The organism is Brevundimonas sp. SPF441 (genome assembly GCF_009661015.1).
Lineage (GTDB): Bacteria > Pseudomonadota > Alphaproteobacteria > Caulobacterales > Caulobacteraceae > Brevundimonas > Brevundimonas vesicularis.
In genome coordinates this window covers 1-13848 of sequence record NZ_WJWX01000011.1, presented here as the reverse complement: position 1 = coordinate 13848, position 13848 = coordinate 1, and the positions used below count along the sequence as shown (strand labels likewise).

At 64.0% G+C, this 13848-nt stretch carries 12 protein-coding genes and 2 pseudogenes; 7 read left to right on the top strand and 7 right to left on the bottom strand.

Features of this window, described 5'->3' with window-relative positions:
• Window position 1 precedes the first annotated feature (1 nt).
• Window positions 2–2980 (top strand): conjugal transfer protein TraG N-terminal domain-containing protein, encoded by a 2979-nt coding sequence (locus tag GGC30_RS08170; protein WP_153923405.1) that lies wholly within the window; start codon window positions 2–4, stop codon window positions 2978–2980.
• 68 nt (window positions 2981–3048) lie between these two features.
• Here the strand turns inward: GGC30_RS08170 and GGC30_RS08165 are convergent, their stop codons facing one another.
• Window positions 3049–3387, bottom strand: a complete 339-nt coding sequence (locus tag GGC30_RS08165; RefSeq protein WP_153923404.1) for a hypothetical protein — start codon at window positions 3385–3387, stop codon at window positions 3049–3051.
• A gap of 152 nt (window positions 3388–3539) precedes the next feature.
• Here GGC30_RS08165 and GGC30_RS08160 point away from each other — a divergent pair, with 152 nt between their 5' ends.
• The gene (locus tag GGC30_RS08160; RefSeq protein WP_153923403.1) at window positions 3540–4196 is read left to right on the top strand and encodes a hypothetical protein; all 657 of its coding nucleotides are present in this window, start codon (window positions 3540–3542) and stop codon (window positions 4194–4196) included.
• A 63-nt stretch (window positions 4197–4259) separates the two neighbouring features.
• Here the strand turns inward: GGC30_RS08160 and GGC30_RS08155 are convergent, their stop codons facing one another.
• The 3 genes from GGC30_RS08155 to GGC30_RS08145 form a co-directional block, all read right to left on the bottom strand.
• Complete coding sequence (locus GGC30_RS08155; RefSeq protein ID WP_153923402.1) at window positions 4260–4475, bottom strand: hypothetical protein; 216 nt, start codon at window positions 4473–4475, stop codon at window positions 4260–4262.
• Window positions 4472–5449 carry a non-homologous end-joining DNA ligase gene (gene ligD / locus GGC30_RS08150; RefSeq protein WP_194943553.1) on the bottom strand — a complete coding sequence of 326 codons (978 nt, stop codon included), beginning with the start codon at window positions 5447–5449 and terminating at the stop codon, window positions 4472–4474. The genes GGC30_RS08155 and ligD overlap by 4 nt, the downstream gene beginning before the upstream one ends.
• Window positions 5450–5722: 273 nt before the next feature.
• Window positions 5723–6133 carry a hypothetical protein gene (locus GGC30_RS08145; RefSeq protein ID WP_153923400.1) on the bottom strand — a complete coding sequence of 137 codons (411 nt, stop codon included), beginning with the start codon at window positions 6131–6133 and terminating at the stop codon, window positions 5723–5725.
• A 179-nt stretch (window positions 6134–6312) separates the two neighbouring features.
• Here GGC30_RS08145 and GGC30_RS08140 point away from each other — a divergent pair, with 179 nt between their 5' ends.
• A complete protein-coding gene (locus GGC30_RS08140; RefSeq protein ID WP_153923399.1) occupies window positions 6313–6702 on the top strand; it encodes a hypothetical protein in 390 nt (129 codons plus the stop codon).
• Between the two features lie 15 nt (window positions 6703–6717).
• Here GGC30_RS08140 and GGC30_RS16770 read toward each other — a convergent pair whose 3' ends face one another.
• Entirely contained in the window at window positions 6718–7167 is a 450-nt protein-coding gene (locus tag GGC30_RS16770; RefSeq protein ID WP_153923398.1) for a YiiD C-terminal domain-containing protein, read from the bottom strand.
• A gap of 4 nt (window positions 7168–7171) precedes the next feature.
• Window positions 7172–7723, bottom strand: coding sequence for a recombinase family protein (locus GGC30_RS08130; protein ID WP_153923397.1), 552 nt, complete (start codon window positions 7721–7723; stop codon window positions 7172–7174).
• 138 nt (window positions 7724–7861) lie between these two features.
• Here GGC30_RS08130 and GGC30_RS08125 point away from each other — a divergent pair, with 138 nt between their 5' ends.
• Window positions 7862–10819, top strand: coding sequence for a Tn3 family transposase (locus GGC30_RS08125; protein WP_153923396.1), 2958 nt, complete (start codon window positions 7862–7864; stop codon window positions 10817–10819).
• Between the two features lie 66 nt (window positions 10820–10885).
• A pseudogene (locus GGC30_RS08120) lies at window positions 10886–11044 on the top strand (type II toxin-antitoxin system YafQ family toxin); the annotation flags it as partial.
• A gap of 912 nt (window positions 11045–11956) precedes the next feature.
• Here the strand turns inward: GGC30_RS08120 and GGC30_RS16765 are convergent.
• Complete coding sequence (locus GGC30_RS16765) at window positions 11957–12214, bottom strand: hypothetical protein (protein WP_040214134.1); 258 nt, start codon at window positions 12212–12214, stop codon at window positions 11957–11959.
• Between GGC30_RS16765 and GGC30_RS08115 the strand changes: the two are divergent.
• Together GGC30_RS08115 and GGC30_RS08110 are read left to right on the top strand one after the other, a co-directional pair.
• Window positions 12110–13156: pseudogene (locus GGC30_RS08115) on the top strand (DUF4158 domain-containing protein); the annotation flags it as partial. The gene GGC30_RS16765 and the pseudogene GGC30_RS08115 overlap by 105 nt on opposite strands.
• Window positions 13156–13848: transposase zinc-binding domain-containing protein (locus GGC30_RS08110; protein ID WP_171483816.1), on the top strand; the 693-nt coding region annotated here is incomplete at its 3' end. The pseudogene GGC30_RS08115 and the gene GGC30_RS08110, both read left to right, overlap by 1 nt.

The window sequence follows — 13848 nt, the reverse complement described above, 5'->3', positions numbered from 1 at the left end:
CATGGAAACGGTCGAGGTCATCACCTACGGCGGCGGGTCATACTACCGCGATATCTTCCAGGCCGTCGCCCTCTTGGCGGGGACGGGCGGAATCTCGTCGCTGATCCGGCTGGCGCTGGTCCTCGGCCTGATGATGGGCATCCTGAAGGCGGTCTTCGACTTCAACGTCGGCAAGATCCTGCGTTGGTTTCTGATCGCCTACATTTCCTACGGGATCCTCTGGGTGCCGAAGGTCCAGGTGCATGTGACCGACGTCTTCGACCCGGCGCTGACCGGCGCCGACGTCGCCAACGTGCCTCTCGGGGTGGGGATGACGGCCAGCCTCACTAGCCGGGTAGGTCACCGGGTGATCGAGCTGACGGAGACCGCCTTTGGCGATCCGGAAGCGACGCAATACTCCAACACCGGGATGATCTACGGCGCCAAGGTGTTCGAGCGGCTGCGCACGGCCCGGATCGCGGATCCCCGCTTTGAACAGAACCTGCACGCCTTCGTTCGCGGCTGCGTCTATTACGACATTCTCGACGGCCACTACTCGTCCGGAGAGCTGGCGCGCCAGAACGACTTGTGGACCTACATCACGGTCACCAAGGGCACGAACCCCGGCCGCTCGATCGAGTATTACAACCCGACCAGCCGTGAGATCGTTTCATGCACGGTGGCGGCGCAGCGCCTGAACGCCGACTGGACGGCCACCCTGAGTTCCTCGATGCGACTGTTCGAGCGGAGGCTGCGCCCGGAGCTGGACGAGAGCCAGCTGCAGGCCGCCTTCCAAAATGAGCTGGGCACGCTGCATCCCTACATGCTGGGCGCGTCGCGCGACGCGACGTCGACGTTCCAGCAGGTCCTTATGGCCAATGCCGTGCGACGTGGGGTGACGGGTTTCTCGGCCGAGGCCGGCGGCGATGCGGTCGCCGTCATGGCCGAGACGCAAGCCGAGGTTCAGACCCGCAACACCCAGCAGCTGCTGGGCGGCGTGGCCGAAAAGGCGATCGTGATCCTCAAGATCGTCGTCGATCTGCTCTTCATCGGTATGTTCCCGGTCCTGTTCCCCGCCTTCCTCCTGCCTGGCTTGGGGCCGCGCATGATTCAGGGCTACCTGACAGGGTTCCTGTATCTGCAGCTCTGGGGCCCGATGTACGTCATCGTGCACAAGATCAGCATGGGGACCGCCGCGACCAAGTCGGCCGCTGCAGCCTACATTCCGGACAGCGCACCGGGCATCAAGATCGCAAACCTTGAGGCGATCGGCTCCGTCAATGCGGACATCGCCGGCGTCGCCGGCGTCATGACCATGATGATCCCGGTTCTGGCCGGGATGCTGACCAAGGGCGCGATGGCCGTGGGCAGTCAGGGCGAGGCCTTGCTGTCGCAGTTCCGGAGCGGGGCAGAGGCAGCGGGTGCGGCCGCGACGACGGGCAACTTCTCCTTCGGCAACACGGCCTTCGAGAACGCGTCCTGGAACAACCGCAGCGCCAATCGCTGGGTGACCTCGGGCGAGATGGATCAGGGCAATTTCCGGACGACGGACGGCAATCTGAACCGCACGGAGTATGGGGCCAATGGCACGCGGACCCTGACGTCCTCGATGTCGAATACGGCGTGGAACGCCCGCTTCAGCGAGGGCGTGAGCTCGGCGCTGGTGGAAGCCGCAGGAATGCGCCGTGAAGAGGCGCAGGCCCTGCGCCGCAGTGTGTCCGAGGCACAGTCGCGGGTGGCGTCGGAAGGTGTCGAGCGGGTCAACAGCTGGCTGCAAAGCGACAGCAAGACCCGCACCATGGGATCCGAGGAACGGGACACGTGGGGCTCCACCTATCAGGTGATGGACCAGGTCTCGCAGAACCTGCAGCGGACGCATGGCTACTCGGAGTCGACAGCCAAACAGGCCGTGGCCCGGGCGGCCGCCGAAGCCTTTGTTGAAGGATCGGTCGGAACACCTGGGCAAGGCGTGCTGGGTTCTGGTGTGAGGGCCGGAGGGCGCGCAACTGTCGGCGTCGAGGCGTCCGCCTCCCGGAACACCACTGAGACGGACCAAGTCCAAGCCGCTCGCACGGCCCTGTCCTCGGCAGGGTTCACGGACCGCGTGGATCGCACCACGGCCAACTTTGCGTCGAACACCTTCAGCCAGACGTCGACGGCGCAGTCGATGTCCTCGGAGAAGATCTCCGACACCTTCTCGTCGACCAGAAGCATCATGGACGCCGCCGATCAGTCGGAATCGCAAGCGAGGTCCTATGACCAGCGTGCGGACTTCACCAAGACCAACTCGGCAACGATCGACCAGAACCTCAACAACCAGTTCACCGAGTATGCGATGCAGCGTCTCGTGGGCCAGCGGGACGCCTACGGCGGCGTGATCGACGAGGAACGGGCCGCTTACATCATGTCCGGCCGCGGGTCGGCTGGCGAAACCGCGATGGTTCGCGAGCTTGAGCAATCCTTCCGTCAGGAAGAGGTGATGAAAATTGCTGCGCCGGAACAGGTCGTCCAGGGCCGGGAGATCGGCCAGACCGTCCGGCAGATGGAACCCGAACAAGTAAGGCTGCTCGAGCCCGGCGGGGACGGCAGCAGCCTCCGTCAGGGGGTGACCTTGGCGGGGCTGGGTCAACCCGGATCGGGAACCAGCGAGTTCGCGCCCGGCACGTCTGGATGGCAAGCCGAGCGGGAAGAGCGGGCGGAACGGGCGGCCGAAGCCCAGACCTCGCGCAGCGCCCGGGGGGCGGGCGACAGTGGTGACGGCGAGCCCGACGTCCGTAGTCGTGTGCCAGGCGGAGGCGTGGCCAACGACGCCGGCGAACCGGTACTGCGTCCGGTGTTCAATTCAGCTCTGCGTGACTCTATCCGCGAGGATGTCAGGGAGGGCGGCGGCGTGATCGATGCTCATCGACCGGCCGATACCTCGCTCTGGAACAGCCGGAATGTCGAGGACACTCAGCAGGAACAAGGTAGCGCCCGTCTGGGCCGCCGGTACGGCACGTGACCGCACAAGAAAACGGCCGCCCGGTGAGGGGCGGCCGTTCTATCGTCTGCGAATTCGTGGGAGCCGCTTCAGCCCTGCGAACGGCGAGCTTTCAGCAGTCGGTTCGCATTGAGGACAGTGATGTAGGGCACGGCGAGAAACAGAAGCAGTCCCAGCGAAAGCAACGCCAGTGGGTTCCCCGTCTCCAAGGCGTAGGAGATTCCCCAAAACACCGCCCCCAGGAGGGCCACGGTCATGATGGCGGCGAACACATAGGTCGCGACCGCCCCGGCTATCAGTCCCGGACCCGCGAGCGCGAAATTCAGCTGGGCCTCCAAGACGCGCTGGGCTTGCGGCGACAGGTTCAAAGACGAAGGGGCGGCTTGCATGGCATCGGTCTCCTTGGTGTTCTTGTTCGGTTCTACCACGACGGCCTCCATGCAACTAGGACGGCAACATCATCTCGCAGATCGCGCAAAACGCCAAGCGTGCCCGGATCTGTGACGCTGCACTTACGTCGACCACCCTCGACGTGGGATATTTCAACATCGTTTCCAAGTGAGGGTAGGGGTTCCCACCAATGAAGATGAAATCCATCGCGGCCGCCGCCGCCGCGCTCCTCGCAGCCGCCGGCATCGCCAGCGCTGCAGAAGCGCAAAACCGTCAGCGCAGCTATCAAGCCTACGCAATCATCGACATCGAGACGGAAGCCGCCAAGGGCGTGATTATCGACGCTGCAGAACGCGTCCTTGAGGGCTACGCCAGCGACTTTCAGTCGAACCGTCCGATCGCCGTCCAGACTCCGGAGCAACCCGGCCGCTTCGTGCTGTCGAACCCGCTGGCGGAGAGCCGCCTTGCCGGACTTGCCGCCCTGGGCGGGGTCAGCACTCAGCAGTTCATGGTCGCGACCTGCGACGGCGCTGTCTGGACCGCCCACGTCACGCGCCGGGTCTCGGGCAGCCAGGAGCTGCGCACCACGCTCTGCCTGTTCCCCTACGCGCGTGAGGACCGGCAGGGTTATCACCTGAACATGTTCGCCAGCGACACCGCGATGAGCGGTGGCGGCGTGACCGAACGCCTCGGCCGGGCTCTGGCCAACCGTCTGGTCGGGACGCCGCAGGAGTTCACGGAAAACATGCTCCGAGGGACGGTGCAGGCCATCGAAGCTCGCACCGGCGCCTCCGCAATCCTCATCGAAGGCGAGCCGGAAATCCCGGGTCTGGCCTGGAAGCGGTAACTCGCGCTCTGACAAGAAGCCGCCGGCAGAAAGAGGGCCGCTCCGCAAGGGGCGGCCCTATCGTTACGTCGACTCTCGGCCGGGAAAGAGATCAATCACCTCGCACGGTTCCGCCGGCGCATCGGTTATGTCCTGGACGTCCGAGATGGGATCGAGGCCCACGGCTGCGAGCGGGCCCGAAATGTCCCCCAGCAGACCAGAGACAGTGGCTCCGCTGTCGGGCGGCATCGCGGCCGCGATGATGCGCTGGATCTCCTGCAGGGCCTCGTAGTGGGTCACCGAGGCCGTTCCCGACGTACCTCGAGCGCGACCTTGTCGAATCGCAGTCCTTTGAAGCTCGCCTGCCGGACCCGGCCGGAATCGGTCCATTCGGCGATCTCGGCCTGGGCGACCAGCTGAGGTTCCACGAAATGGAGAGCATCGCCACGATCGGCGCGCGGCTGGACGCCGGCGAACGGTGTGCCTGGTCGGGCCAGCGCCTTCAGGCGCGGCGTGAGGTCTTTCATCTGCCGATCGGCGAACCCCGTCTGAAGCGACCCCGCATACTTCAATCCTTCGCGCTCGTAGACGCCGGTGAGCAGTCCCTTGAAGCGCCCGTCAGGGCCGCTCTTCCAACCGCCCACGACAAGCTCCTGGCTCGGCCGACACTTCGCCTTCGCCCATACCGACGTCCGGCCGGCCTGGTAGTTCTCGCCGGTCTTTTTCGAGACGAGGCCCTCGAGTTGCATCCTGCAGGCTGCATCGAGGAGCTGGTCACCCGGCAAGTCAGCGAAGTGGTCGACGTATCGAATTCGGGACCCGACGCCGGCGACGTCGAGGACCTCCTTCAGGGCCTTTTTCCGGGTCGAGAGGGCGAACGGCCGGAGATCCGTGCCGCCACGCCACAGAATATCGAATGCGAAATAGACCAGCCGCCCGCTCGATCGGGCGGACAGAGATCGCCGAAGGGCCGAAAAGGCAGGCTGGCCAGCATCATCGAGCGCGCAAAGCTCGCCATCCAGCACGCAGTCCTCGAGCATCGCGGCCGCGGCCGAGTGCAAGGGCAGCTTCTGGGTCCAGTCGTGGCCGTTGCGGGTGAACCAGGTAGCCCGTCCGGACTGGACGTTCAGCTGAAACCGGTAGCCGTCGAATTTGATCTCGTGGATCCAGCCCACGCCGCTAGGCGGCCGGGCGACAAGGGTCGGATGCGCCAGGGGGAGGAAAGTCCCGGGCATCGAGGGCGTCAGCGCTAGATCCTGATTTCTGCGAGCCATGATCCGGACTCCAACGGAGGTCGGCCGGAATCGCTCCGCACCCATATTCACCGGACTACTGGCCATCGGTGTCGGCCGACGCGGACAATCCCCACCATCCAGTCAGAGCAGGCCATCGCTCTTTGAGCGAGGGCGGCGAAAAACCAATCCGGGAGGGCAAGGTCAAGGCTGATGGAAGGGCAGGGGACCCCTGCTGCAGCCGAAGGCGAAGCTGGGGACGCCCGAGATCACCGCGCCAGCGGTCGCCTTGAGCAAGCCCGGGCGAAGCCCATCTCAGGGGATGTCTGGGCGATCAGCAAAGAACCGGGGTAGATGCGCTACAGCGTCAGCGACCATGTCGTGCACGAGGCCGCCTTCGCCGCTGAGAATCCGCGACGCGACGTCCAACTTGCCGACGACATCGGCGAACGATCTGGCTGAGGTCCTGGCCAGCGCCTGAGTGCAGCTGGCCTTGTCGGCGTCCAGGAAGACGAGGCGATCATCGATAAGCGTCATTTCATCGGCCGCGCCGGGGCTGATGTCGCCCGATTGAGGCGGCGGCCTCAACACCAAAACCTCCAGAGCCGACCATCGACCGGTGAGGTGCTCAATCTCGCGGTCGACGGAAAGCCATCGAGCGCAAAGGTCCGCGATCGAAGCGCCGGCGACGGCGACGTCTTGTGCTGGACCGTTTTGACCTGACATCTGGTGCGTCCTGACACCGCCTTGGGGAAAGGACTATCGGAACGAGATAGCGGCCGGTCCAACTATATTTGGAATATATTTGAGGCTGCCGGCCTAGAGAGGCCATCACCCTGCCCAAACGCCCACCTTTGCGCGAAGTTGGCCTCTGTGTCAGACAGAGACACTAGGGGGAATTCTAAATGCGCGACTTAGGCGGGGTTATCGCTCTTATCGGCATGGTGCTGTTCATCGTTAGCATCATAGCCCTCGTCCGGCCGATCAAAAGGATCAAGCTTGGCACCCGAAAGCGCGCCGGGCTCGCGCTGGGCGCCTCAGTGGTGCTGTTCATCGTCGGCGCCTCGATCATGCCGCCGCCAACGCCTGAAGAGAAAGCGGCCCGTGCAGTCGCCGATGCCAAACGGGCTGAGGACGAGAAAGCGCGCGAAGCCGCTGCGCCGGCCGCGACAACCCCTGGCCGCACAGGACCTACGCCCGAGGTCACGGCAGCGGTTCAATCCATGTGGGGGTCACTACACGAAAGTGCATTCTGCGTACGCCACCTGAGAACGAAAACTGAACGGCGACGGTGAGAGGCAAAGCTTCCGTCAGGGCTTCTGCAAGAACGCCACAAATCGCCCGGTCAGCTTACCAACTATGTCCTCGTTGAAGATTATCTCTGAATATACCTCGATACGCGCGAGCTTGCGCCGTCTTAAGGTTTTGACAAAAGTGGGCCATATGGTGGGTACGGCCAGAGCAGAGCGTGCGATGAAAGGCCCCACGACTGGCTTGTGGTATTCCATTTGGTTAGACTGAATAACCACCTCGCAATCTTCTCCCTCGTCCAAGAGGCGAAGATGCACAAGCGACCACGCGGCTAGGATACCCAACGTTGAGAGGCTACCGCCAAAGGCAGTGCTCTTATGGTTGATGTTTGGTTCTAGCGGAGCGCCTAGGATGACTGAATCCGGTGTAGTTCCACTTACCGTAACGTTCATTGCCGCGGAGAGTGGAATTTGGTGGTGTAGGTATTGTTCTAGCGCGGCGATTTCCATGACGTTACTGTTGCTCCAAAGCTTTGTAGAGGGCGGTTTTTCCAATTTTTAGCCGGGCTGCGGCTTCGCGCACGGTAAGGCCCGCCGCGATGTGCGCCCGCGCCTTGCGTAATTTGTCAGGAGTGACGACAGGGCGTCGCCCGCCCTTGCTGCCCCGCTCGCGCGCGGCGCGCAGACCCGCCTGGGTGCGCTCGCGGATCAGATCGCGCTCGAACTGCGCGAGGGAGCCGAAGATGTTGAACACCAGCATTCCTCCCGGCGTGGTGGTGTCGATATTCTCGGTGAGCGATCGGAACCCGATGCCGCGCGCCGCCAGCTCGCCGATCTGCTCGATGAGATGGCTCATCGAGCGGCCAAGCCGATCGAGCTTCCACACCACGAGCGTATCGCCGGTGCGCAGATAGGCCAGCGCTTCGGCGAGACCCGGCCTGTCGGTCTTGGCGCCTGACGCCTGATCGTCGAAAACACGTTCGCATCCCGCCCGCTTCAGAGCGTCATGCTGGAGCGAGAGCTTCTGGTCGGGGGTGGAGACCCGCGCATAGCCAATCAGCGCCATGTGCTGCCCCGATGTGTCCGTTTTCGCATCATTATGCGATATTGTCCGAACCGCCATCGAAGGTCCAGAGTTGACGGACACATTCCCGGTGGCCGTCCAACGGGCGTCTGACGGACAGCGACGTGGAGGGGTTCGAGCTTGGCCAGAAGACACCTGCTGACCCGTGAGATGCTTGCGGACCATTATGATCCGTCGCTCGATGAACGCGAGATCGCGCGCCACTTCACTTTGACCCGTGACGACCTTGAACTGATCGCAACCCGGCGCGGCGACGCCACCCGCCTCGGTTATGCGATACTGATGCTGTATCTCCGCTGGCCGGGGCGCGTGCTGGAAGCCGGCGAAGCGCCGCCCATGCCGATCCTCGCTTTCGTGACACGTCAGTTGGATGTGTCGCCCGCGTCATGGCCCGATTATGCCCGGCGCGACGAGACGCGGCGAACGCACCTTGCCGACCTGTCGCGGCGCTTCGGTCATCTCGTTTTCGGTCGCGCGGATTTCCACGCGTTGGTCGCTTTCGCCATGCCGATCGCGCAGACCGTCACCCAGCCCTCGCGGCTTGCCGGCATCGTCATCGACGAGATGCGACGCCGGCGATTGCTGCTGCCGCCTGTGACGGTGATCGAGGCGATCGTACGACGGGCGCGGCAGCAGGCCGGGGAGCTGGTCCATGACGTGCTCGCCGGGGATCTCGGCGAACCCGAACGCGCACGGCTCGACGCCCTCCTGTCGCGGCGCGACGACAAAAGCGCGACCTGGCTCTCATGGCTGCGCAACCCGCCGCTGTCCCCAGCGCCGCGCAATGTCCTGCGACTGATCGACCGGCTCGACCACGTTCGCGGGCTGGGCCTGGCTGCATCGCGCGCCGCGACGATCCCGCAGATGGCGTTCGACCGGATCGCCGACGAGGCGGCACGCATCACGCCGCAGCATCTGGCGGAACTGCCCGACCAACGCCGGCATGCGATCCTTGTCGCTGCCGGCATCCGGCTCGAGGAAAGCCTGACCGATGCCGTGCTGACGATGATGGACAAGCTCCTGGGGAGCATGATGCGTCGGGCCGAGAACCGGACCAAAAATAAGGCGATCGGCACGATCCGTTCGCTTCAGGCGCAGCTTCGCCTGCTCACCGGCTCGTGCCGGGCCTTGCTTGACGCGCGAGCGCGGGGCGTCGATTCTCTTACCGCCATCGGTTCGATCGACTGGGAAAGACTTGGAACGGCGGTCGTGGACGCCGAACTGCTGATCGCGCCGGAAACGATCGACCGCACGGCCGAACTGATCGAGCGGCAGCGCTCGCTGCGCTCCGTGATCGGGCGGTTCCTCAACGCCTTCGAGTTTCGCGGTGCCGGTGCGGTGCAGGGCTTGCTCGATGCGGTCCGCCTCGTGGCTGACATCTATAGCACCGGACGACGCCGCCTGCCCGACAAACCGCCGCTCCGGTTCGTGCCGCCGTCATGGCGGCCATTCGTGCTGCGTGATGGCGTGGTCGTCCGCGCCGCTTATGAACTGTGCGTACTCACCCAACTGCGCGACCGGCTGCGCTCCGGCGACATATGGGTGGCGGAAAGCCGCCAGTATCGCGCCTTCGACAGCTATCTTCTGCCGTCTGCCACCTTTGACGCGATGCGCGCGCGGGGACCGCTGCCGCTGGCGATCGACACCGATTTCGAAAGCTTCATCGCCGGACGCCGCGCCAGCCTCGACACCGCGATCGAGCGGGTGACGATCCTCGCTCGGCAGGGAGAGCTGCCCCAGGTGCGCCTTGACGGCAACGGCGTTGTCATATCGCCGCTCAAGGCAATCACGCCGCCCGACGCAGAAGATATGCGCCGCATCGCCTATGATCGGCTGCCACGCGTGAAGATCACCGATCTTCTTTTGGAGGTCGATAGCTGGACCGGCTTTTCCGAGTGCTTCACCCATCGCCGCTCCGGTCGCATGGCGGATGACCGCAACGCGCTCCTGACCGTGATCCTGGCCGACGGCATCAATCTCGGCCTGACGCGCATGGCCGAGACCTGTCAGGGCGCGACCTTGCGTCAGCTCGCCCATCTGCACGACTGGCATATCAGCGAAGCCGCCTATGGCGAGGCGCTGGGGCGGTTGATCGACGTTCACCGCACCGTGCCGCTGTCCGCGCTGTGGGGCGACGGCACTACCTCTTCGAGCGACGGCCAGCTCTTCCATGCGGGCGGGCGCGGCGCCGCGATCGGCGACATCAACGCGCGCAACGGCAACGAGCCGGGTGTCAGCTTCTACACCCATGTGTCGGACCAATATGATCCGTTTGCGAGCCGGGTGATCGCGGCGACCGCCGGCGAGGCCCCCTATGTCCTCGACGGGCTGCTATACCATGCCACCGGCCTGTCGATCGAAGAGCACTACACCGACACCGGCGGCGCATCCGATCATGTGTTCGGCCTGATGCCCTTCTTCGGTTACCGCTTCGCGCCGCGCCTGCGCGACCTGAAGGACCGGCGCCTGCATCTGCTGCCGGATCAGGAAGCGGGGCCGCTGCTGGCCGGCATGACCGGCGATCCGGTCGCCATCGGGCATGTCGCCGCCCATTGGGACGAACTGCTGCGTCTCATTACCTCGATCCGCAGCGGCACCGCCACCGCATCGGCGATGCTGCGCAGATTGTCCGCTTACCCACGCCAGAATGGACTGGCGCTGGCCTTGCGCGAGGTTGGGCGAATCGAGCGCTCGATCTTCATGCTCGACTGGCTGCGTGATCTCGACCTGCGCCGGCGCACCCAGGCCGGGCTTAACAAGGGCGAGGCGCGCAACGCGCTTGCCCGTGCGCTCTTCTTCAACCAGCTCGGCGAGCTGCGCGACCGGCGATTTGAGAACCAGACCTATCGCGCCTCCGGCCTCAATTTGCTCGTGGCCGCCATCATCCTGTGGAACACCCGTTATCTCGAACGGGCAGTCGGGGCGCTGGCGATCCCGGAAGACATTGCGCGCCATATCGCCCCGCTGGGATGGGAGCATATCTCGCTCACCGGCGACTATCGTTGGAATGTCGAAAGCCGCCCCGATCCCGGCCAACTCCGCCCGCTGCGCACGCCTTCATCGCTCCTGGCCGCATGATGGCGTGCGCCCGTGTTCACGAGAGGTTCTCCCTTAGCGTACGTAAAATACACTTTCGTGTAGTGACCCCTGGAACCTCGGCACCGCGACCACGCGCTGACCGGGGACTGGAAGGATCACCGGGATTGCCACGTCAAGCCCGACCTGGTGCTGATCTACCAGAAGCCCGACGCCGACACGCTGCGCCTGGTGCGCCTCGGCTCTCACTCCGAACTCGGCTTGTGATCGGCGCGGGCCTGGCCCCGCGTCTCACGTTTCATTGACACTTGAGGGGCGCTTTCCGCGCCACCGGCCGAGCTGGCCGACCCCCTTCCTTGGCGTAAAACCTGCGGCGGTGGAGCTGCTGCGATGCTTGAGGATCGCGCGGCCGGTCGAACCGCGGCGACCTGGTTGGGGAGTGTGAGGGGGCTTTGCCCCCTCGCAAGCTCTCGAACTTACTGCCTTCCGCCAGGCGCTTGCGCGTGGCTCTCCTAAGCCGTAGCGCCGAAGGCGCTCCATTGTGGGGTGAGGCCGCAAGGCGGCCGAGGGGCGTAGCCCCTGGGGGGATGGGAGGCCGCTTGCGGCCGGGTGGGATCGAGAAGGGGGGTTTCCCCCCTTCGGCGGCCGGTCATGCTGCGCGGCAGCTTGGGCCGTGTTGCCGTTTTTTTCGCCAGCCTCTGGTTAAAACTACCTGGTTATATAAAAAGGTTATAAAGACGGTTAAAAACCTGGTTAGCATGACCGAAAAACGCGCGTAAACCGTTGTCACGCCAAGGAAAAGTGCGAAGAGGCCGCCCCTCAAGTGTCAATGGATAAGCCCCCCATGTGTCAATACGCTGCCCCTCAAGTGTCAAGAACCGCGCCCCTCAAGTGTCAGTAGGGCCGCCCCTCAAGTGTCAATACCGGGGCAGGGTTCCTAACAGGGTTATCCACAACTTCGGTGGATAACTCCATGCCGATCAGGCACTTAGGCCGCCTCGGCGGCCGCCTGGACGGCTCGACCAGGCCGAAATCGGCCGCTGCCCCCCAAGTGTCAACATCGCGCCGGCCCCGCTGCCCCTCAAGTGTCAACGTCAGGGCTGCGCCGGCCGGCCTCGGCCGACTTGTCCCGAAACGGGGTCTCCTCGTTTTCAGTGCAATAAGTGACGGTACGCAAAGCTAGCACTGGCGCGGGGGTGGTCTGGGTAGACCGTTGATTTCATTGACTTTCCTGTTCGCTTTGTAAACGGGTATGGTGGCCTCCCACTTTTGAGGTTCACGATGCAGGGTTGGCACACAACGTTTTTGGGGATGCGTGGGCTCCCCCGCGATATCAGCGACTTCGAGATGAAGGCATTTTTCACCTTCGATGGTGCCGAGCGCGACGCAATCAATGCACGCCGAGGTGATTCCCACAAGCTTGGTCTGGCGCTCCATATTGGTTTCCTGCGCATGAGTGGGCGTTTGCTCGGTGCCTTTCGGGTAATTCCAGTAGCCTTGTGGCGCCACCTTGGCAACGAGCTTGGCATTGCAGCACCAGAAGTCGCCTCGCTGAGAGCCATGTATGAACGCGGGCGCACGCTATTCGATCACCAACAAGTAGCCTGCACGGTCCTTGGATTCCAGTGGATGAGCGAGCACCAGCGCCGCTCACTGGTACGTGAACTGCGCGACGAAGTGGCGCGCTGCGCCGACCGCGATCAGCTACTCGTGCGGGCGCGTCAATGGCTGTACAAGAACAAGCTGGTGATCGTGCACGAGCGGGCAATTCGGACACTGATTGCGGCGGCACTTGCCCAGCTTGAAGTTGAAACAGGCACCGCCATCGCCGCCAGCGTTGATCCAGCAACACTTGATCGCTGGCGAGCCTCAGTTTCAGAGCTGCGCCCAGATGGACAAACCCAGCAGAGTTGGCTATGGGCTGCACCGGCGAAACACTCAACCCGCCAAATCAGCGAGGTACTGGAGCGCATCGACCTGCTTTACACGCTGGACGCTCATAAGCACCTGGCAGACATCCCCGATCTCATCTTGCGCCGCTACGCGCGCCGACTTGTCTCCAGGCCGCCCTCAGCCGGAGCCAAGATCAAAGAGCCAGCGCGCACCGTGGAGGTCGCATGCTTTCTTCGGTATTGCCTGTTCACCACCACAGACCAGTTGATCCTTATGGTGCAGCGCCGGATCGCCGATCTGTGGCGTCAGGCTGCCGCCGATGTCCCCGCTACCGTCAATTGGGCCGCAATGTACAAAACGCTGCTCGGCGAACTTGTTGCCTTGAGCGCGCAAGGTGCGGTGCCAGATGCTGAGTTGCGTGCCCGTCTTGAAGCCTTGATCACCGAAACCCAGAAACGCAAACCACCGAGCAGGGCCTCCCTGGTATGCCAGCCACCGCCAAACCCAAGCGCTACAACCCCCGCCACCCCGAACGCACTCTGCTCTACCAAACCGTGGCCGAGCACTACGAGAGCTGGCTGGAGCTGGCTTGCGAGGGTCAATTTGAGGGCCAGGGCGACCACCACAGCCCCAGGCCCTACGTGCGCAAAGCGTTCGAGAAATATCTGGAGTGCGGCATCTTCGCCCACGGCTTTGCCCGCGCCCGCTGCGACGACTGCGGACACGACTTCCTGGTCGCCTTCTCGTGCAAAGGCAGGGGTGTCTGCCCCTCATGCAACACCCGGCGCATGGCTGAGACGGCGGCACACCTCACCGACCATGTGTTTCCCCGCCTGCCGGTGCGCCAGTGGGTGCTGTCGGTGCCCAAACGGCTGCGGTACTACATGCAGCGAGAGGGCCCGGTGCTGGGCATGGTGCTGCGCATCTTCCTACGCGTCATCGCGCAAACGCTGCAAGCCAACAGCCCTGGTGCGGCCAATGTGGACAAGGCAGCACTGCACATAGGCGCAGTCGCCTTCATCCACCGCTTTGGCTCCAGTCTGAACGAGCATGTGCACTTCCATGTCTGCGCAGTCGATGGCGTGTTTGAGGAAGTGGCGGGCGAGGAGGGCGATGCTGCTGATGCAGCTTCTCAAAGCTCACCATCGCGCATCATCTTCCACCCCGCCACCGGCGTG